Source organism: Cupriavidus cauae, assembly GCF_026210475.1.
Classification (GTDB): Bacteria; Pseudomonadota; Gammaproteobacteria; order Burkholderiales; family Burkholderiaceae; genus Cupriavidus; species Cupriavidus cauae.
In genome coordinates this window covers 1,909,846-1,929,028 of sequence record NZ_CP080293.1, presented here as the reverse complement: position 1 = coordinate 1,929,028, position 19,183 = coordinate 1,909,846, and the positions used below count along the sequence as shown (strand labels likewise).

The window sequence follows — 19,183 nt, the reverse complement described above, 5'->3', positions numbered from 1 at the left end:
GGTCCGCATCAGTTGCAGCCGTCGCTGCGTTGTCCTCGCAGGCATGAGCCCCATGCCGGCTTGCCGCGGTCGGTCCGGATCGTCGTCCGGCGGCGGCACGTCGTTAGCGGTCGATCTCGCCGAACACGATGTCCTGCGTACCGATGATCGTCACCGCATCCGCGATCATGTGGCCCTTGGCCATTTCGTCGAGCGCGGCCAGGTGGGCAAAGCCCGGTGCGCGGATCTTCAGACGGTACGGCTTGTTCGCGCCGTCGGAGATCGCGTAGATGCCAAACTCGCCCTTCGGGTGCTCCACCGCCGCGTAGGTCTCGCCCTCCGGCACGCGAATGCCTTCGGTGAAGAGCTTGAAATGGTGGATCAGCTCTTCCATGTTCGACTTCATGTCGACGCGCGACGGCGGCGTGACCTTGTGGTTGTCGCTCATCACCGGGCCGGGATTGCGGCGCAGCCAGTCGACGCATTGCTTGATGATGCGGTTGGACTGGCGCATTTCTTCCACCCGCACCAGGTAGCGCGCATAGCAGTCGCCGCCCACGCCGACCGGCACGTCGAAGTCGAGCTTGTCGTAGACCTCGTAGGGCTGTTTCTTGCGCAGGTCCCACTCGATCCCCGAGCCGCGCAGCATCGGGCCGGTAAAGCCCATCTGCAGCGCGCGTTCCGGGCTGACCACGCCGATGCCGACCAGTCGCTGCTTCCAGATCCGGTTGTCGGTCAGCAGCGTCTCGTACTCGTCGACGTACTTCGGGAACCGGTTGGTGAAATCCTCGATGAAGTCGAGCAGCGAGCCGGAGCGCGCCTCGTTCATCGCCTTGATCGCCCGCTCGTTGTGGACCTTGGACGCCTTGTATTGCGGCATCGTGTCGGGCAGGTCGCGATAGACGCCGCCCGGACGATAGTAGGCCGCGTGCATCCGCGCGCCCGACACCGCCTCGTACATGTCGAACATGTCCTCGCGCTCGCGGAACGCGTACAGGAACACCGCCATCGCGCCGACGTCGAGCGCGTGCGAGCCGATCCACATCAGATGGTTCAGCAGGCGCGTGATCTCGTCGAACATCACGCGGATGTACTGCGCGCGGATCGGCACGTCGATGCCGACCAGCTTCTCGATCGCCATCACGTAGGCGTGTTCGTTGGCCATCATCGACACGTAGTCGAGACGATCCATGTACGGCACGCTCTGGATCCAGGTCTTCTGCTCGGCCAGCTTCTCGGTGGCACGGTGCAGCAGGCCGATGTGCGGGTCGGCGCGCTGGATCACTTCGCCGTCCAGCTCCAGCACCAGGCGCAGCACACCGTGCGCCGCCGGGTGCTGCGGACCGAAGTTCAGGGTGTAATTCTTGATATCTGCCATCGCGGGTTCTCAGTGCCGGTCAGTGCTTCAGGCCGCCGTAGTTTTCCTCGCGGATCACCCGTGGCGTCAGCTCGCGCGGTTCGATCGTGACCGGCTGATAGATGACGCGCTTCTGCTCGGGGTCGTAGCGCATCTCGACATAGCCGGACACCGGGAAGTCCTTGCGGAACGGATGGCCGACGAAACCGTAGTCGGTCAGGATGCGGCGCAGGTCCGGATGGCCTTCGAAGATGATGCCGAAGAAGTCGAACGCCTCGCGCTCGAACCAGTTGACCGAGTTCCACACGTCGATCAGTGACGGGATCACCGGCATGTCGTCGTCCGGCGCGAACACGCGCACGCGCAGGCGCCAGTTATGCGTCAGCGACAGCAGGTGCGAGATCGCGGCGAAACGCGGACCGTCCCAGGCGCCGTCGCCATAGGTGGAATAGTCGACGCCGCACAGGTCGATCAGCTGCTCGAAACGCAGCGACGGATCGTCGCGCAGGATGCGGGCCACTTCGAGGTAGTCGTCGGCCTTGACGATCAGCGTCAGCTGGTCGAACGACTCCACCAGCTTGCCGATGCGATTGCCGAGCGCCTTCTCCAGCGCGGTCTTCAGGGTATCGAGCTTGGCCATGTCAACCCTTGCGCGCGATGGTGTTGGTGCGGCGGATCTTGTTCTGCAGCTGGATGATGCCGTAGATCAGCGCTTCGGCCGTCGGCGGGCAGCCCGGCACGTAGATGTCGACCGGCACGATCCGGTCGCAACCGCGCACCACCGAATACGAGTAGTGATAGTAGCCGCCGCCGTTGGCGCACGAGCCCATCGAGATGACCCAGCGCGGCTCGGCCATCTGGTCGTACACCTTGCGCAGGGCGGGGGCCATCTTGTTGCACAGCGTGCCGGCCACGATCATCACGTCCGACTGGCGCGGCGACGGGCGGAAGATCACGCCGAAGCGGTCCATGTCGTAGCGCGCGGCGCCGGCATGCATCATTTCCACGGCACAGCAGGCCAGGCCGAAGGTCATCGGCCACAGCGACCCGGTGCGGGTCCAGTTGATCAGCTTGTCAGCGGTAGTCGTGACGAAGCCTTCGTTCAGAACGCCTTCGATTGCCATTTCACATCACTCCCAATCGAGCGCGCCCTTTTTCCAGATGTAGACGAAGCCCACGATGAATTCCAGCAGAAACACGCCCATGGCGATGAAACCCGGCCAGCCGATGTCCTGCAGGGCGACGCCCCACGGGAAAAGGAAAGCGGTTTCGAGATCGAACAGAATGAAAAGGATGGCGATGAGGTAATAGCGCACGTCGAACTTCATGCGCGCGTCCTCGAACGCTTCGAAGCCGCACTCGTAGGGCGAGAGCTTGGCGGCGTCGGGCTTGTTCGGACCCAGGATCCGGCCGATCGACATCAGCGCGAGGCCGAGCACCACGCCGAAGATGATGAAGATGAGAACGGGGAAATAGGCTTCGAGATTCAAGGTACGGCCAGCCTTATCTGGAATGTTGTCAACAGCACCAGCTGAAGCGGCGTCCTGTTGCCCACCCCAAGCGCCCAACGCCATTGCGCAGACATCACGGCGCCGCCTTGCGGACTGCCGGAGCCCCTCACCGGGGCATTGCCCGGGAGCAGACTCCGATCAAGTTGTTTGGTGCCGACGGCGAGACTCGAACTCGCACAGCTTTCGCCACTACCCCCTCAAGATAGCGTGTCTACCAATTTCACCACGTCGGCTGGGGGAGAAACAATATTGCCTGGCGCCGGGTTTCAAGCCCTTCGGTATGCTGGTTTTGCGGCCATTTTTGCTATTTGGCTGCACCGCCAGGAACCGTCGCTGGGGAATCGTTTCAAGCCCTGCATTCTAACCCATGATCGCCACTTTGTTCAATGCACAAGTGCAAAATGTTCGGCAATCCCGGGCGCGAATGCCGGATTATTTCGGCACGGCGGGAGCCGCCGGCGCCGATGCTGCAGCGGCCGGGGCCGATGCAGCCGGCACCGAGGCGGCCGGGGCCGGAGCGGTCTGCGGAGCCGCGCCCATCACGCCCAGCGAGGCCGACGGACGGTAGTTGCCCAGCAGCGTCAGCGCCAGCGTGCAGACGAAGAACAGCGTGGCCAGCACGGCCGTGGTGCGCGACAGGAAGTTGGCCGAGCCGGTGGCGCCGAACAGGCTGCCCGAGGCGCCCGAGCCGAACGCCGCGCCGACGTCGGCGCCCTTGCCGTGCTGCAGCAGCACCAAGCCGATCACGCCCAGTGCCGACAGCACCTGCGCGACCATCAATAGAGTTTTCAGAATTGCCATGGATTCGATTCGCTTGCCTGATTCAGACGGTCGGTGCGGCCGGCATCAGGCGTTGCCGATCGCGAGAAAATCTTCGGTTTTGAGCGAGGCGCCGCCGATCAGGCCGCCGTCGATATCGGCCATCGAGAACAGCTCGGCCGCATTGTCCGGCTTGACGCTGCCGCCGTACAGGATCGCCATGCGCTGCGCCACGCCGGCGTCGCGCGCAGCCACCTGGGCCCGCAGGAAGGCGTGCACGGCCTGGGCCTGCTCCTTGCTGGCGGTCTTGCCGGTACCGATGGCCCAGACCGGCTCGTAGGCCAGCACCACGCGACCCAGCTGCTCCACCGACAGCGCGTCCAGCACGGCCTGCAGCTGCCGGCCGACCACGGCCTCGGTTTCGCCCGCCTCGCGCTGCGCCAGCGTCTCGCCGACGCAGATCACCGGCACGATGCCGAATTCGAGGGCCCGCAGCGCCTTGGCGGCGACAGCGGCATCGCTCTCGCCATGATAGGTGCGGCGCTCGGAATGCCCCACCAGCACGTAGCTGACGCCGAACTCGGCCAGCATCGACGCCGCCACCTCGCCGGTGAACGCGCCGCGCGCCTCGGCCGACACGTCCTGGGCGCCCCAGGCGACCTGGCTGCCCGCCAGCAACGCCTGGCACTGCGCCAGATAGGGGAACGGCGCGCACACCGCGAGGCTGGCACCCGCAGGGGCGCCGGCCTTGACACCGTTCAGCAGGGCCTCGTTGGCAGCCAGGCTGCCATGCATCTTCCAGTTGCCGATGACGAGCTTTTGTCTCACGAAAGCGCCTCTCAAAATCAAACCCGCTATTCTACCGTGCGCGGGGACGGGGCGCTACGCCGATCGGCCGGAAAGCGCGCGAATCCGGCGCCCGACCAAGCCAGCCCCGGTCAGCCCCGGTCAGCCCCGGTCAGTCCCGGTCAGCCCCGGCGAGCCCCGGCCAGCCCCGGCCAGCCCCGGCCAGCCCCGGCCAGCCCAGGCCAGCCCAGGCCAGCCCAGGCCAGCCCAACCCCGCCCCAGCCATCGGCCCGGTCCTGCACGGTCCCGCCCAGCGCCGTCCAATCCATCAGCCCGGCCCGATGGCCGCGCCGAGCCGAGCCGGGCCCGGCCCGGCCACCCGTTACCAGGTCAGCACGATCTTGCCGACATGCTCGCTCGACTCCATCAGACGATGGGCGTCGGCGGCCTGCGCGGCCGGGAACACCTGGTGGATCACCGGCTTGATGCTGCCGTCGGCCAGCAGCGGCCACACCTGCTCGTGCAGCGCGCGGGCGATCTCGCCCTTGAACGAGGCCGGGCGCGGCCGCAGCGTGGAGCCGGTGACGGTGATGCGGCGGCGCAGGATGTCGCCGAGCGGAATCTCCGCCTTGGCACCGCCGAGCAGCGCGATGATGACGATGCGGCCATCGTCGGCGATGCACGACAGCTCGCGCGCCAGATACGGGCCGGCCACCATGTCGAGGATCACGTCGACACCGCGGCCGCCGGTCAGCGTCTTGACCTCGGCGGCGAAGTCCTGCGTCTTGTAGTTGATCGCGCGGTCGGCGCCGAGTGCCTCGCAGGCACGGCACTTCTCGTCGCTGCCGGCGGTGACGAAGACCTTGTGGCCGAGCGCCTTGGCGATCTGGATCGCGGTGGTACCGATGCCGCTCGAACCGCCCTGGATCAGCAGCGTCTCGTCCTTGCCGCGCGGGCCGCGTCCAAGATAGCCGCGGTCGAACACATTGCTCCACACCGTGAAGAAGGTCTCGGGCAAGGCCGCGGCCTCGATATCGCTCAGGCCCTGCGGCACGGGCAGGCACTGCGCCAGCGGCGCGGTGCACAGCTGCGCGTAGCCACCGCCCTGCACCAGCGCGCACACGCGGTCGCCGACCTTCAGGCCGAAGCGATTGTCCGGATGCGACAGATCGCCGCCGACGATCTCGCCCGCGACCTCGAGACCGGGCAGATCGGAGGCCCCCGGCGGCACCGGATAGTTGCCGGTACGCTGGAACACGTCGGGCCGGTTGACGCCGGCCGCGGCAACGCGGATCAGGACTTCACCGGGACCGGGCGCCGGATCGGGGCGCTCGGTCGGCTGCAACACGTCGGGGCCGCCGTATTCGCGGATCTCGATGGCTTGCATGCTGGCTCCTTGAAAACTGAAACCGCGCCTGGCGCGCGGTAGGGATGCGGAAAGGGAAAAAAGAAAGCGCGAACGATCGCGCCTGCCCTGAGGGACTGGCGGCAGTGTAAACAAAAAAACGGCCGGGCATCGCCCAGCCGTTTTTCCACACGCATTGCGTCCGACCGAGAAGCCGTCGCCCCGCTTGCGCGGAACGGCGGCCCCGGACCGGCTTACTGCTGCTCGCCGCCCGTCGGTTCGGCCGGCGCTGCCGGCGCTTCGGCGTTGGCCAGCGGGGCGATCGAACCGCCCTCCTCGGCCATCGCCGCCTTCAGCGACAGACGCAGGCGGCCCTTCTCGTCAGCCTGGATCAGCTTGACGCGGACCTGCTGGCCTTCCTTCAGCCAGTCCTTGATGTCCTTGACGCGCTCGTTGACGATCTCCGAGATATGCAGCAGACCGTCCTTGCCCGGCAGGATGTTGACGATGGCGCCGAAGTCCAGCAGCTTCAGCACGGTGCCGTTGTAGATCTTGCCCACTTCGGCTTCCGCGGTGATGCCCTCGATGCGGCGCTTGGCCTCGGCCATGCCCTCGGTCGAGGTCGACGCGATCGTGATCGTGCCGTCTTCCTGGATGTCGATGGTCGTGCCGGTTTCCTTGGTCAGCGCCTGGATGGTCGAGCCGCCCTTGCCGATGACCTCGCGGATCTTGTCCGGATGGATCTTCATCGTGATCATGCGCGGCGCGTGCTCCGACAGTTCGGTGCGCGCATGGCCCATCGCTTCCTGCATCTTCGACAGGATATGCAGGCGGCCTTCCTTGGCCTGCGCCAGCGCGACCTGCATGATCTCCTTGGTGATGCCCTGGACCTTGATGTCCATCTGCAGCGCGGTGATGCCGTTGTCGGTACCCGCCACCTTGAAGTCCATGTCGCCGAGGTGGTCCTCGTCGCCCAGGATGTCTGTCAGCACGGCAAACTTGTTGCCTTCCAGGATCAGGCCCATGGCCACGCCGGCCACGTGCGCCTTGACCGGAACGCCGGCGTCCATCAGCGCCAGGCAGCCGCCGCAGACCGAGGCCATCGACGACGAGCCGTTCGACTCGGTGATTTCCGAGACCAGGCGGATCGTGTAGGCGAACTCGTCCTCGGCCGGCAGCACCGGAATCAGCGCGCGCTTGGCCAGACGGCCGTGGCCGATTTCGCGGCGCTTGGGCGAACCGACGCGGCCCGTTTCGCCGGTGGCGAACGGGGGCATGTTGTAGTGGAGCATGAAGCGGTCGCGGTATTCGCCGGCCAGCGCGTCGATGATCTGCTCATCGCTCTTGGTGCCCAGCGTGGCCACCACCAGCGCCTGCGTCTCGCCGCGGGTGAACAGCGCCGAGCCGTGCGCGCGCGGCAGCACCGACGAGCGGATCTCGATCGGGCGCACGGTGCGCGTGTCGCGGCCGTCGATGCGCGGCTCGCCGGCCAGCACCTGGCCACGGACGATCTTGGCTTCCAGATCGAACAGGATGTTGCCGACCTCGACCTTGTCGAACTCGACGCCGGCTTCGGCCAGGCGGGCCTCGACCGCGGCGTAGGCTTCCTTGACCTTCTGCGAACGCGCCGACTTCTGGCGGATCTGATAGGCCTCCTGCAGCAGCGGCGAACCGACCTCGGCAACCTTGGCGATCAGCGCCTCGTTCTTGGGCGCCGGCGCCCAGTTCCACTCGGGCTTGCCGCCTTCGCGCACCAGCTCGTGGATCGCGTTGATCGCGACCTGCATCTGCTCGTGGCCGTAGACCACGGCGCCCAGCATCACGTCCTCGGACAGCTGGTTGGCTTCCGATTCGACCATCAGCACGGCACGCTCGGTGCCGGCAACGACCAGGTCGAGGTCCGAGCTGGCCAACTGGCTGCGGGTCGGGTTCAGCAGGTACTGGCCGTTCTGGTAGCCGACGCGGGCGGCGCCGACCGGGCCGTTGAACGGAATGCCCGAGACCGCCAGCGCGGCCGAGGCGCCGATCAGCGCCGGGATATCGGCCGGCACTTCGGGGTTCAGCGAGACGACGTGGATCACCACCTGCACGTCGTTATAGAAGCCTTCCGGAAACAGCGGACGCAGCGGACGGTCGATCAGGCGCGAGGTCAGCGTCTCGTTCTCCGACGGACGGCCTTCGCGCTTGAAGAAGCCGCCCGGGATCTTGCCGGCGGCATAGGTCTTCTCGATGTAGTCGACCGTCAGCGGGAAGAAATCCTGGCCCGGCTTGGGCTGCTTGGCGGCCACCACGGTGGCGAGCACCACGGTGTCCTCGACATCGACGAGCACCGCGCCGCCGGCCTGGCGGGCGATTTCGCCGGTTTCCATGCGGACCGTATGCTGGCCCCACTGGAATTGCTTGACGACCTTATTGAACATGGACATGAGCGTTCCCCTGTGTGCTTGCACGGCGACGGGCCATCGGGCCCGCCGGCGTGCCGGCGCCCGCGTGATGCAGCCGCGGGCATTGCTGCCGGATCGCTGTCAGGCGCGGTCGCAGGGAAGTGCTATGCCATTCCAGCGCGTCACCGCGGTCGCCGCCGCGGCATCGATGCACGACGATCGACGCGCAGCGATCAAGGTGAAACGATCGCTGCCGATATTCGATGAGGCGCTGGAATGACACAAGGCCCTGTTTCCTTGCCGGACTCCGGTGTCATGAATGAAAAGAACGAATTAACTTACTCCGTTGCGCATCGTGGCGCAACGGCAACGGCGCCCGGTCAAGCCGGCCGCCCGCGGCGTCATTCGGCTTCGCGGCATTTGCCGCCACGGCCGATTCACCGCCGCAAAAAACAAAATGCCTGCATCAGCAGAGCTGACGCAGGCATCCTGGCGTCACGCCGGGGCGTGCGGTGCGAGGACCGACAGTGCCGACCATGCCGGCATCGGCATCGCCATCCTCTTCCCTTCCCCGATCCGAGCAGCCTGGCGCAATTTACTTGCGCAGGCCCAGCTTCTCGATCAGCGCGCGATAACGATCGGCGTCGTTCGACTTCAGGTAGTCCAGCAGGCGGCGACGGCGGCTCACCATGCGCAGCAGACCGCGGCGGCTGTGGTGATCCTTCATGTTGGCCTTGAAGTGGGGGGTCAGTTCGTTGATGCGCGTGGTCAGCAGAGCGACCTGGACTTCGGGGCTGCCGGTGTCGTTGGCGCCGCGGGCGAACTGCTTGATGACTTCGGACTTGTTGATATCGGCTACGGACATGATGTTTCCTTTCACTTGCGAACGTCGCAGCGCCAGGGCCGCGATCGTCGTGCGGGATAAACGTGCGGCTTGCGCCGCACACTGCATTGCCGCCTGGCGCGCCCGCGTTACCGCGAGTGCCGCCTGAACGACAGCCGCGCATTATAGCGCAACTGGGGTGGCCGGGCAAAACCGCCTGCCCGTGCCCTTCCAATACCGGCGGGCAGATACCTAGGGGCGCTCCATCTTGCAGGTGGTAGCGCGCGTGGTCTGCGCCGACTTCAGCCGCTTGACCGTGCGGAAGCCGAATCCCGACCCCTCGTTGTCGAAGCGCACCTCGCCGCCCTGGCGCTCCATCATCGACACATAGAGCGGCTGCAGCACCTGGTGGTCGTCCGCGCGCACGGTGGCGTCATGGAAGTCGTTGACGTAGCGCATGCCCTCCAGCGCCCGCGCGACCTTGACCGCATCGGTGGACCCGGCCTGCTCGATCGCGCGCGCCAGCATCTCGACCATCATCTGCATGCGCAGATGCACGTAGTCGTCCTTCGGCTCGGGATAGCGGCTGCGGAAGGCCTGATAGAAGGCATCGGAGGCGGCGCCGCCCACGTTCGGATGCCATTCCGCCACTGCCAGCACCCGGCCCACGCCGGCCTCGCCCATCGCCGCGGGGGCGCCCAGGCCATTGCCGTAGAAGGTATAGAACTTGGCGCCGAGGCCGCCCTCGCGCGCCGCCTTGACCATCAGCGTCAGGTCGTTGCCCCAGTTGCCGGTGACCACCGCGTCGGCACCGCTGGCCTTGATCTTGGCAATATACGGCGCGAAGTCCTTGATCTTGCCGATCGGGTGGAACTCGTCGCCGACGATCTTCACATCGGGGCGCTTGGCCGCCAGCATGTCGCGCGCCAGCCGCGAGACCTGGTGGCCGAAGCTGTAGTCCTGCGCGATCAGGTAGACGCGGCGCACGCTGGCGTCGGCACGGATGACCTCGGTCAGCGCCTCCATCCGCATGTCGGCGCCGGCATCGAAGCGGAAATGCCAGAAGCTGCAGTTCTCGTTGGTCAGGGCCGGATCGACTGCCGAATAGTTCATGAACAGCACGCGCGCATCGGGCTGGCGCGCGTTGTGGCGGTTCACCGCGCCGACCAGCGCGGCGGCGACCGCGGAGCTGTTCCCCTGCAGCACGAAGGGGATGCGGCGGTCCACCAGCGCGCGGAACTGGATCAGGCTCTCGTCGACATTGCCCTTGCTGTCGAAGGTGACGAGCTCCAGCGGGCGCTGCCCTTCCGCGGTGCGCACGCCGCCGCGGGCGTTGACCCGGTCGATCGCGAGCCGAAGATTGCGCACCACCGCCTCGCCGGCATTGGCGAACGGGCCGGACAGCCCGTCGATCATGCCGAGCCGGATCGGCTCCTGCGCCGACGCGGCACCCGCCGCCAGGGCCAACAGGCAAGCCCCCAGCCACCCCTTCCCAACCATCGAACGACCTCCGCGAAAGCGCAGCATGGTAAGCCAGCGCTCACCGCCTTGCAATCGCGCCGGCGGTGCGATGCGGCGCCTGCGGCGCTACACTGCCGCTATCCGTTGCAATAAAGGATCGAGGATCGCAATGAAAGCACTGGAAAGCATTGGCCGCTGGCTGGCGCTCGGCACCTGCGGCGCCCTGTTGACGGCGTGCGTTTACCTGCAGCCGGTACAGGAGGCGCAGAAGCTGATCGGCGCGCCCGAGAGCACGGTACGCGCGACCTTCGGCGAGCCCACCGACATCTACCGGCTCGACGACGGCACCGTGCGCTGGATCTATTCGAAGCAGCCGCTCGGGCGCCAGGCCTATGCGGCCGACTTCGATACCGGCGGCAAGCTGACGCGCTTCCGCCAGATGCTGACTACCACGGAGCTGTACAAGGCGCGGATCGGCACCTGGACCAAGCGCGACGTCGCCGAGCATTTCGGCCTGCCGCGCGAGCCGACGCAGTATTTTCCGCTGATGCGCCGCGATGTCTGGTCGTACCGCTTCCTGCACGAGGAGAACTGGCCGTCGCTGTTCCACTTCTACTTCGACGACGCCGGCGTGCTGCGGCAGACCCAGATCACGCCCGATCCGCTGGCCGATCCGCGCGAAACGATCCGCTAGGTAGCGCTCACGGCGCGGACAGCGAAACCTGCGAAAGGGATGGCCGGCGCGGGACCACGCGTTTCAGGCCTGGGCCGGCGCCCATGAAAAAAACGCCGGGCGTCCGCGAGCCATGCTCGCGAACGACCGGCGTTGCGGTCCGGCGCGCCCGCAGGCGACGCGATCAGATCTGCGGATTGATCTTCTGCACCGCCTTGTCGTGCAGCTTGTTCAGCGCGGCCAGATAGGCCTTGGCCGAGGCCGCGACGATGTCCGGATCGGTGCCCACGCCGTTGACGATGCGGCCGGCCTTCGACAGCCGCACCGTGACCTCGCCCTGTGCCTGCGTGCCGGTGGTGATCGCGTTGACCGAATACAGCACCAGCTCGGCGCCGCTGTTCACCTTGCCTTCGATCGCGTGCAGCGTGGCATCGACCGGGCCGTTGCCCTCGCCTTCGCCGGTGTACTCCTGCCCGTCCATGTTGAACACCACGCGTGCATGCGGCCGCTCGCCGGTTTCCGAGCGCTGCGACAGCGAGATGAAGCGATAGTGCTCGTTGGCGTCATGGGCCTCGTCCGAGACGATGGCCATGATGTCCTCGTCGAAGATCTCGGCCTTCTGGTCGGCCAGCTCCTTGAAGCGCGCGAAGGCGGCATTGACCTCGCTCTCGCTGTCGAGCTCGATGCCCAGTTCCTGCAGGCGCTGCTTGAACGCGTTGCGGCCCGACAGCTTGCCCAGCACGATCTTGTTCGCGGTCCAGCCCACCTCTTCGGCCCGCATGATCTCGTAGGTGTCGCGCGCCTTCAGCACGCCGTCCTGGTGGATGCCGGAGGCGTGCGCAAAGGCGTTGGCGCCGACCACGGCCTTGTTCGGCTGCACCACGAAGCCGGTGATCTGCGAGACCAGCTTCGACGCCGGCACGATCTGCGTGGTATCGACGCCCACATCCAGATTGAAGTAGTCGCGCCGCGTCTTGACCGCCATCACCACCTCTTCGAGGCTGGTGTTGCCGGCGCGCTCGCCCAGGCCGTTGATCGTGCATTCGATCTGGCGCGCGCCGCCGAGCTTGACCGCGGCCAGCGAGTTCGCCACCGCCATGCCCAGGTCGTTATGGCAGTGCACCGACCACACCGCCTTGTCCGAATTCGGAATGCGTTCGCGTACCGAGCGGATCAGCGCGGCATAGCCTTCGGGCACCGCATAACCGACCGTGTCCGGCAGGTTGATCGTGGTCGCGCCCTCGTCGATCACGGCCTCGAGCACGCGGCACAGGAAGTCCATGTCGGAGCGGCTGCCGTCTTCCGGCGAGAACTCGATGTCGTCGGTGAACTGGCGCGCGAAACGCACCGCCAGGCGCGCCTGCTCGTAGACCTGGTCCGGCGTCATGCGCAGCTTCTTTTCCATATGCAGCGCCGAGGTGGCGATGAAGGTATGGATGCGGAAGGAGTTGGCGGGCTTGAGCGCCTCGGCGGCGCGGGCGATGTCCTTGTCGTTGGCGCGGGCCAGCGAGCAGATGGTCGAGTCCTTGACGGTCTGCGCGATCGCGCGGATCGCCTCGAAGTCGCCGTTCGAGCTGGCGGCGAAGCCGGCCTCGATCACATCGACCTTCAGGCGCTCGAGCTGGCGCGCGATGCGGATCTTCTCCTCGCGCGTCATCGAGGCGCCGGGCGACTGCTCGCCGTCGCGCAAGGTGGTATCGAAAATGATCAGTTTGTCCGACATGGAAAACGCTCCTGGGGGAAAAGTGCTCGAACGGGTTTCGGCGGTTTCTGTTCCGGGTGCCCCGCTGCCGGCTGTTCGCATCGTCGCCGATCGCTGCGGCACAATGCAAAACGCCCCGGCGTGCAGGGATGCAGGCCGGGGCGTGGATAAATCCTGTGCGACTTCGCGTTAAGGTATCGCTTCCTCAGCGCGCGCGCGTCCCGACCTGGCTGCCTAGTAGGCTACCTAGCAGGGTACGGGCGAGTCGGGCTTGGCGCGAAATCATGGCAGCGAATATAGCCGAGATGGCAACGGCGCGCAACACGCGGGTTTTCCCCAGCGGCCGCGCGCCGGCCTGCCCCGCGCGATGCGGGGCCGCGGCAGGAGCATCAGGCCTGCGGCGGAATGCGCAGCTTCTGGCCCGGATAGATCTTGTCCGGATGCGACAGCATCGGCCGGTTGGCCTCGAAGATCGCGTTGTAGGCGGAGGCCTTGCCGTAGTACTTCTGCGCGATCGCCGACAGCGTGTCGCCCTTGGCCACGGTGTGCCACTGGGCCGATTCGGACTCGACGTTGACCGACATCTTGTCCTCGACCTGCTGGACGCCCTCGACGTTGCCGCAGCACAGGATGATCTTCTCGCGCGTGGCCTGGTCCGGCGCGACGCCAAATACCGTGACCTTGCCTTGGGCGCCGTCGACCTGCACCGACAACCCGGTCGCATCGAGACCCATCTTGCGGATGTAGTTTTCGATCGCTTCGCCGGCGGTGCGGTTGGCCGCCTCGGCCTTCTGCGCGGCATCCGCGGCGGGCGCGGCCTGGGCCGGCTCGGCGGCCTTGGCTTCGCGGCCGAACAGCTTCTCGCCTGCTTCCTTGATGAAATCCAGCACGCTCATGGGATTCTCCTTGTGTCAGTGGCAAGTCGGTAGCCGGGCATGGCTACGCGGCGGGCCGCCATGCCCTCGCGGCATGACGCAACGGCAACATACCGCGAATCGGACGCACATCACAAGCGGGGAATCGCAAGGAAACGCAAAAACGAAAAAGGCGCCGAAGCGCCTTTTCCGTTCATCAAATCGACATCCGCCATGGTTCCGGCGAGGACGGTGTCAGTCCGAGCCGTCCACCCGGGCACGCGCCACGCCGCCCTGCTCGCCGTGCATCGCGCGCCAGCCCCACAGCACGTAGCCCGAGATCGCATAGCCGACGAACAGCCCGAACAGCGCCACCGGCGGATCGCTCGACACCACCACGAACAGCACCATCACCAGGATCATCACGCCGAAGGAGACGCGGTGGCGCACGTCGAGCGCCTTGCCGCTGTAGAACGGCGCGTTGGTGACCATCGACAGCCCGGCGTACAGCGTGATCGTGAACGCCACCCAGGGCATCCACAGCTCGCGCACCGGCAGCTTGTTGTCGATCGCCAGCCAGACGAAGCCGGCCACCAGCGCCGCCGCTGCGGGGCTTGGCAGGCCCTGGAAGAAGCGCTTGTCGACCACTCCGATATTGGCGTTGAAGCGCGCCAGCCGCAGCGCCGCGCAGGTGCAATAGACGAAGGCCGCGATCCAGCCCCACTTGCCGAGGTCCTTCAGGATCCATTCGTACATCACCAGCGCCGGCGCGACGCCGAACGAGGTCATGTCCGACAGCGAGTCGTACTGCTCGCCGAAGGCGCTCTGCGTATTGGTGATGCGCGCCACGCGGCCGTCCATGCCGTCGAGCACCATCGCCGCGAAGATCGCGATCGCGGCGACATCGAAGCGCATGTTCATCGCCTGCACGATGGCGAAGAAACCGGCAAACAGCGCGGCCGTGGTGAAGGCGTTCGGCAGCAGGTAGATGCCGCGCCGGCGCGGGCGCACGTATTCGACCTCGAGCTCGTCGTCGTCCACCGGATCGATCTCCGCGCCCCGCATCTGGTTATGGCGGAACGGCCGCAGATGGGTCACGTTGCCGCCGATCACGCGCTTGTTGCGCCGGTTGAATGCACCCATGCCGAATCTCCTCGATCGCCGTGGCTCAATCCAGCTCGGCGAGGACCGTCGACGAGGCCGACACCTTCTCGCCGATCGTCACGCGCGGCCGGGCGTCCAGCGGCAGATAGACGTCGACGCGCGAGCCGAAGCGGATGAAGCCGTAGCGCTGGCCGCGCGCCACCGTGTCGCCGACGCGCGTGTAGCACAGGATGCGCCGCGCGATCAGGCCGGCGACCTGCACCAGCGTGACGACCTTGCCGTCGCCGGTGCGGCGGATCACCACCGCGTTGCGCTCGTTCTCGGTCGAGGCCTTGTCCAGATCGGCGTTGACGAACTGGCCGGGGAAATAATCGATCTTCTCGACGGTGCCGTCGACCGACACGCGGTTCGAATGCACGTTGAAGACGTTCATGAACACGCTGATCTTCAGCGCCTCGCGGCCGGCGTAGGGGTCCTGGGTCTTCTCGACCGCGACGATGCGTCCGTCGGCCGGCGCCAGCACCGCGTTGGGCTGGGTCGGAATCGGCCGCGGCGGATCGCGGAAGAACTGCAGCACGAACACCGTGACGATCCAGAACGGCAGCGCCCACCAGAATCCCGCGCTGGCATGCACCAGCAGCGAAATGACAAAAGCGCCGGCCAGAAACGGCCAGCCTTCACGGGCGATCAGCGGATGGGGATAGTTCATGCAGGTGGGAAAGAGGTCAATGGAGGTCAGTCAAGTCTGACAAGGATAACAAAAAGCCGCCCAGCCCTCGCCCGTTTTCCCTCGGCGGACCATGGTCTGGCCATGGCCACCGCCTCTGGGGGACGGAAGGCTGAACGGCTGCGGGGCTGAGGCCGCGCCGGCCGGCAAACCCGGCGGCGCGGCGTTCTGCACGCTTAGTTCTTCGACTGGTCGACCAGCTTGTTCTTGGCGATCCAGGGCATCATCGCGCGCAGCTTCGCACCTACTTCCTCGATCTGGTGCTCGGCGGTCAGGCGGCGGCGCGAGATCAGGGTCGGGGCGCCGGCCTTGTTCTCGAGCAGGAAGCTCTTGGCGTATTCGCCGGTCTGGATGTCCTTTAGGCACTGCTTCATGGCCTTCTTGGTCTCCTCGGTGACGACGCGCGGGCCGGTCACGTACTCGCCGTACTCGGCGTTGTTGGAGATCGAGTAGTTCATGTTGGCGATGCCGCCTTCATAGATCAGGTCGACGATCAGCTTCAGTTCGTGCAGGCACTCGAAGTAGGCCATTTCCGGCGCGTAGCCGGCTTCGACCAGCGTCTCGAAACCGGCCTTGATCAGCTCGACGGTACCGCCGCACAGCACGGCCTGCTCGCCGAACAGGTCGGTCTCGGTCTCTTCGCGGAAGTTGGTCTCGATGATGCCGGCACGGCCGCCGCCGTTGGCGGTGGCATACGACAGCGCGATGTCGCGGGCGGCGCCCGACTTGTTCTGGTGCACCGCGATCAGGTGCGGCACGCCGCCGCCCTGGCTGTAGGTCGAACGCACGGTGTGGCCCGGGGCCTTCGGCGCGATCATGATCACGTCGAGGTCGGCGCGCGGGATCACCGCGCCGTAGTGCACGTTGAAGCCGTGGGCGAAGGCCAGCGCGGCGCCTTCCTTGATGTTGTCGTGCACTTCGTTCTTGTAGACGTCGGCGATCTGCTCGTCCGGCAGCAGGATCATCACCACGTCGGCGTCCTTGACCGCCTCGGCGACTTCCTTGACCTGCAGGCCGGCGTTGACGGCCTTGTTCCACGACGCGCCGTTCTTGCGCAGGCCGACCGTCACCTTGACGCCCGAGTCGTTCAGGTTCAGCGCGTGGGCGTGACCCTGCGAGCCGTAGCCGATGATGGTGACGTTCTTGCCCTTGATCAGGGACAGGTCGGCGTCCTTGTCGTAAAACACTTTCATGATGATTCCTTCGCTCTTTTTCCGATGTTGGGAGTCGACGACGCGCCGCGCATGTAGTCGGCGCGTGCGCGCCGCCGTCGATACTGCAATGTGGTGTGGTGGGGTTGCCGCGCGAGAGACCGGCGTCAGACCTTCAGGATGCGCTCGCCGCGGCCGATTCCCGAGCCGCCGGTACGGACGGTCTCCAGGATCGCGCTGCGATCGATCGCATCGAGGAAGGCATCGAGCTTGCTGCCGTTGCCGGTCAGCTCAATCGTGTAGGTCTTCTCGGTGACGTCGATGACCCGGCCGCGGAAGATGTCCGCGGTGCGTTTCATCTCCTCGCGCTCCTTGCCGACCGCGCGCACCTTGACGAGCATCAGCTCGCGCTCGATATGCGCGCCCTCGGTCAGGTCGACCACCTTGACCACCTCGACCAGCCGGTTCAGATGCTTGGTGATCTGTTCGATCACGTCATCCGAGCCGGTCGTCACGATCGTCATCCGCGACAGCGAGGCATCCTCGGTGGGCGCCACGGTCAGCGTCTCGATGTTGTAGCCGCGCGCCGAGAACAGCCCGACCACGCGCGACAGCGCACCCGGTTCGTTCTCCAGCAGGACCGAAATGATGTGTCGCATCACAGGTCCTCCGCGCCGAGCAGCATTTCCGAAATGCCCTTGCCCGCCTGCACCATCGGCCAGACGTTTTCGGTCGGGTCGGTCTGGAAGTCCAGGAACACGGTGCGGTCCTTCAGGCGGAAGGCTTCGCGCAGCGCCGGCTCGACGTCGGCGGTCTTCTCGATGCGCATGCCGATGTGGCCATAGGCCTCGGCCAGCTTGACGAAGTCGGGCAGCGCGTCCATGTAGGAATGCGAGTAGCGGTTGTCGTACTCGATCTCCTGCCACTGGCGCACCATGCCCAGATAGCGGTTGTTCAACGCGCAGATCTTGACCGGGGTGTCGTACTGCAGGCAGGTCGACAGTTCCTGGATGCACATCTGGATCGAGCCCTCACCGGTCACGGTGACGACCTCCTTGTCCGGGAACGCCTTCTTGATGCCCATCGCGTACGGCAGGCCCACGCCCATCGTGCCGAGGCCGCCCGAGTTGATCCAGCGGCGCGGCTGGTCGAACTTGTAGAACTGCGCGGCCCACATCTGGTGCTGGCCGACGTCCGAGCAGATGAAGGCATCGCCGCCGGTCAGTTCCCAGATCTTCTCGATCACGTACTGCGGCTTGATGATCTCGGAGTTGCGGTCGTACTTCAGGCAGTCGACCGAGCGCCATTGCTCGATCTGCTCCCACCAGCGCGACAGCGCCTCGCGGCGGGGCTTGACGTCGCTGGCCTGCAGCTGCGCGATCAGCTCCTGCAGCACGTCCTTGACGTTGCCGACGATGGGGATGTCGACCTTGACCCGCTTCGAGATCGACGAGGGGTCGATGTCGATATGGATGATCTTGCGCGGCTGCGAGGTGAAGTGCGCCGGATTGCCGATCACGCGGTCGTCGAAGCGCGCGCCGATGGCGATCAGCACGTCGCAGTTCTGCATCGCCATGTTGGCTTCGTAGGTGCCGTGCATGCCCAGCATGCCGACGAACTGCTTGCTGGTGCCGGGGAACGCGCCCAGGCCCATCAGCGTGTTGGTGACCGGATGGCCGGTCAGCGCGGCCAGCTGGCGCAGCTCGTCGCTGGCATTGGCCAGCACCACGCCGCCGCCGGAATAGATCAGCGGCCGCTCGGCGCTCTGCAGCAGCGCCAATGCCTTGCGGATCTGGCCCGAATGCCCCTTGTTGACGGGGTTGTACGAGCGCATGTCGATCGCCTTCGGGTACTCGTAGCGGCAGGCATTGCGCGACACGTCCTTCGGGATGTCGACCACCACCGGGCCGGGACGGCCGGTCGCCGCGATATAGAAGGCCTTCTTGATCGTCGCCGCCAGATCGCGCACGTCCTTGACCAGGAAGTTGTGCTTGACCACCGGGCGCGTGATGCCGACGGTGTCGCACTCCTGGAAGGCATCCTGGCCGATCGCGTGGGTCGGCACGTTGCCGGTGATCACGACCATCGGAATCGAGTCCAGATAGGCGGTGGCGATGCCGGTAACGGCGTTGGTCACGCCGGGACCCGAGGTCACCAGCGCGCAGCCCACCTTGCCGGTCGCGCGCGCATAGCCGTCCGCGGCGTGGACCGCGGCCTGCTCGTGGCGCACCAGGATGTGCTCGATTTTCTTTTGCTTGTACAGCTCGTCGTAGATATACAGCACTGCGCCGCCGGGATAACCCCAGACGTATTCGACGCCTTCTTCGGCAAGTGCGTGGACGAGGATTTCCGCCCCGATCATTTCGGGTGCGGCGGATGAATTGCTGTCGGCGTGGGAGAATTCCGCGCTGGGCATGTTCATGTCAGTCCTTTGCAATTTTCGGCAAAAAATTGTTTGGATGCTCTCTGCCGGGCTTGTGGCACGGGTTCAAGCGGTGCGCGTCTGCATGGGAGACCGCCTCATAAGCGGCCAGATGAGACAACCACTGATGTCGTGAACCGTCGAT

General features: G+C 66.0%; 19 protein-coding genes and 1 tRNA gene. 2 read left to right on the top strand and 18 right to left on the bottom strand.

Annotated features, from left to right (window positions below; genetic code table 11):
- Window positions 1-103: 103 nt before the first annotated feature.
- The 9 genes from KZ686_RS08650 to pnp form a co-directional block, all read right to left on the bottom strand.
- The gene (locus KZ686_RS08650; protein WP_149319383.1) at window positions 104-1,357 is read right to left on the bottom strand and encodes an NADH-quinone oxidoreductase subunit D; all 1,254 of its coding nucleotides are present in this window, start codon (window positions 1,355-1,357) and stop codon (window positions 104-106) included.
- Between the two features lie 19 nt (window positions 1,358-1,376).
- Window positions 1,377-1,976, bottom strand: a complete 600-nt coding sequence (locus KZ686_RS08645; protein ID WP_265632245.1) for an NADH-quinone oxidoreductase subunit C — start codon at window positions 1,974-1,976, stop codon at window positions 1,377-1,379.
- A 1-nt stretch (window position 1,977) separates the two neighbouring features.
- Window positions 1,978-2,460, bottom strand: a complete 483-nt coding sequence (locus KZ686_RS08640; RefSeq protein ID WP_006156837.1) for a NuoB/complex I 20 kDa subunit family protein — start codon at window positions 2,458-2,460, stop codon at window positions 1,978-1,980.
- Window positions 2,461-2,466: 6 nt separating this feature from the next.
- Window positions 2,467-2,826 carry an NADH-quinone oxidoreductase subunit A gene (locus KZ686_RS08635; protein WP_144828915.1) on the bottom strand — a complete coding sequence of 120 codons (360 nt, stop codon included), beginning with the start codon at window positions 2,824-2,826 and terminating at the stop codon, window positions 2,467-2,469.
- A gap of 169 nt (window positions 2,827-2,995) precedes the next feature.
- A tRNA-Leu gene (locus tag KZ686_RS08630) sits at window positions 2,996-3,080 on the bottom strand.
- A gap of 199 nt (window positions 3,081-3,279) precedes the next feature.
- On the bottom strand, window positions 3,280-3,648 hold the full coding sequence (gene secG / locus KZ686_RS08625) for a preprotein translocase subunit SecG (RefSeq protein WP_149319385.1): 369 nt from the start codon (window positions 3,646-3,648) through the stop codon (window positions 3,280-3,282).
- A 45-nt stretch (window positions 3,649-3,693) separates the two neighbouring features.
- Window positions 3,694-4,434, bottom strand: coding sequence for a triose-phosphate isomerase (tpiA, locus tag KZ686_RS08620; RefSeq protein WP_149319386.1), 741 nt, complete (start codon window positions 4,432-4,434; stop codon window positions 3,694-3,696).
- A 340-nt stretch (window positions 4,435-4,774) separates the two neighbouring features.
- The gene (locus tag KZ686_RS08615) at window positions 4,775-5,779 is read right to left on the bottom strand and encodes an NAD(P)H-quinone oxidoreductase (protein ID WP_149319387.1); all 1,005 of its coding nucleotides are present in this window, start codon (window positions 5,777-5,779) and stop codon (window positions 4,775-4,777) included.
- A gap of 212 nt (window positions 5,780-5,991) precedes the next feature.
- Window positions 5,992-8,163, bottom strand: a complete 2,172-nt coding sequence (gene pnp, locus KZ686_RS08610) for a polyribonucleotide nucleotidyltransferase (RefSeq protein ID WP_149319388.1) — start codon at window positions 8,161-8,163, stop codon at window positions 5,992-5,994.
- Here pnp and KZ686_RS08605 point away from each other — a divergent pair.
- A complete protein-coding gene (locus KZ686_RS08605; protein WP_149319389.1) occupies window positions 8,162-8,401 on the top strand; it encodes a hypothetical protein in 240 nt (79 codons plus the stop codon). The two genes, pnp and KZ686_RS08605, sit on opposite strands and share 2 nt — an antisense overlap.
- 315 nt (window positions 8,402-8,716) lie before the next feature.
- On the opposite strand, the gene rpsO is transcribed toward KZ686_RS08605, so the two are convergent.
- Window positions 8,717-8,986 (bottom strand): 30S ribosomal protein S15, encoded by a 270-nt coding sequence (gene rpsO / locus KZ686_RS08600; RefSeq protein ID WP_149319390.1) that lies wholly within the window; start codon window positions 8,984-8,986, stop codon window positions 8,717-8,719.
- A 210-nt stretch (window positions 8,987-9,196) separates the two neighbouring features.
- A complete protein-coding gene (locus tag KZ686_RS08595; protein WP_265632242.1) occupies window positions 9,197-10,444 on the bottom strand; it encodes a branched-chain amino acid ABC transporter substrate-binding protein in 1,248 nt (415 codons plus the stop codon).
- A gap of 130 nt (window positions 10,445-10,574) precedes the next feature.
- Between KZ686_RS08595 and KZ686_RS08590 the strand changes: the two genes are divergently transcribed.
- On the top strand, window positions 10,575-11,099 hold the full coding sequence (locus KZ686_RS08590; RefSeq protein ID WP_149319392.1) for a hypothetical protein: 525 nt from the start codon (window positions 10,575-10,577) through the stop codon (window positions 11,097-11,099).
- 163 nt (window positions 11,100-11,262) lie between these two features.
- Here the strand turns inward: KZ686_RS08590 and KZ686_RS08585 are convergent, their stop codons facing one another.
- The 7 genes from KZ686_RS08585 to KZ686_RS08555 form a co-directional block, all read right to left on the bottom strand.
- Window positions 11,263-12,801 carry a 2-isopropylmalate synthase gene (locus tag KZ686_RS08585; RefSeq protein ID WP_265632237.1) on the bottom strand — a complete coding sequence of 513 codons (1,539 nt, stop codon included), beginning with the start codon at window positions 12,799-12,801 and terminating at the stop codon, window positions 11,263-11,265.
- A gap of 368 nt (window positions 12,802-13,169) precedes the next feature.
- Complete coding sequence (gene lysM, locus KZ686_RS08580) at window positions 13,170-13,676, bottom strand: peptidoglycan-binding protein LysM (RefSeq protein ID WP_149319393.1); 507 nt, start codon at window positions 13,674-13,676, stop codon at window positions 13,170-13,172.
- 213 nt (window positions 13,677-13,889) lie between these two features.
- Window positions 13,890-14,777 carry a CDP-diacylglycerol--serine O-phosphatidyltransferase gene (gene pssA / locus KZ686_RS08575; RefSeq protein WP_149319394.1) on the bottom strand — a complete coding sequence of 296 codons (888 nt, stop codon included), beginning with the start codon at window positions 14,775-14,777 and terminating at the stop codon, window positions 13,890-13,892.
- Between the two features lie 25 nt (window positions 14,778-14,802).
- Complete coding sequence (locus KZ686_RS08570; RefSeq protein ID WP_149319395.1) at window positions 14,803-15,447, bottom strand: phosphatidylserine decarboxylase; 645 nt, start codon at window positions 15,445-15,447, stop codon at window positions 14,803-14,805.
- Window positions 15,448-15,641: 194 nt separating this feature from the next.
- Window positions 15,642-16,748 (bottom strand): ketol-acid reductoisomerase, encoded by a 1,107-nt coding sequence (gene ilvC / locus KZ686_RS08565; protein WP_223819863.1) that lies wholly within the window; start codon window positions 16,746-16,748, stop codon window positions 15,642-15,644.
- 35 nt (window positions 16,749-16,783) lie between these two features.
- Window positions 16,784-17,275, bottom strand: coding sequence for an acetolactate synthase small subunit (ilvN, locus tag KZ686_RS08560; protein ID WP_006577027.1), 492 nt, complete (start codon window positions 17,273-17,275; stop codon window positions 16,784-16,786).
- The gene (locus KZ686_RS08555) at window positions 17,275-19,038 is read right to left on the bottom strand and encodes an acetolactate synthase 3 catalytic subunit (RefSeq protein WP_149319396.1); all 1,764 of its coding nucleotides are present in this window, start codon (window positions 19,036-19,038) and stop codon (window positions 17,275-17,277) included. Before KZ686_RS08555 ends, ilvN begins: the two co-directional genes overlap by 1 nt.
- Window positions 19,039-19,183 lie beyond the last annotated feature (145 nt).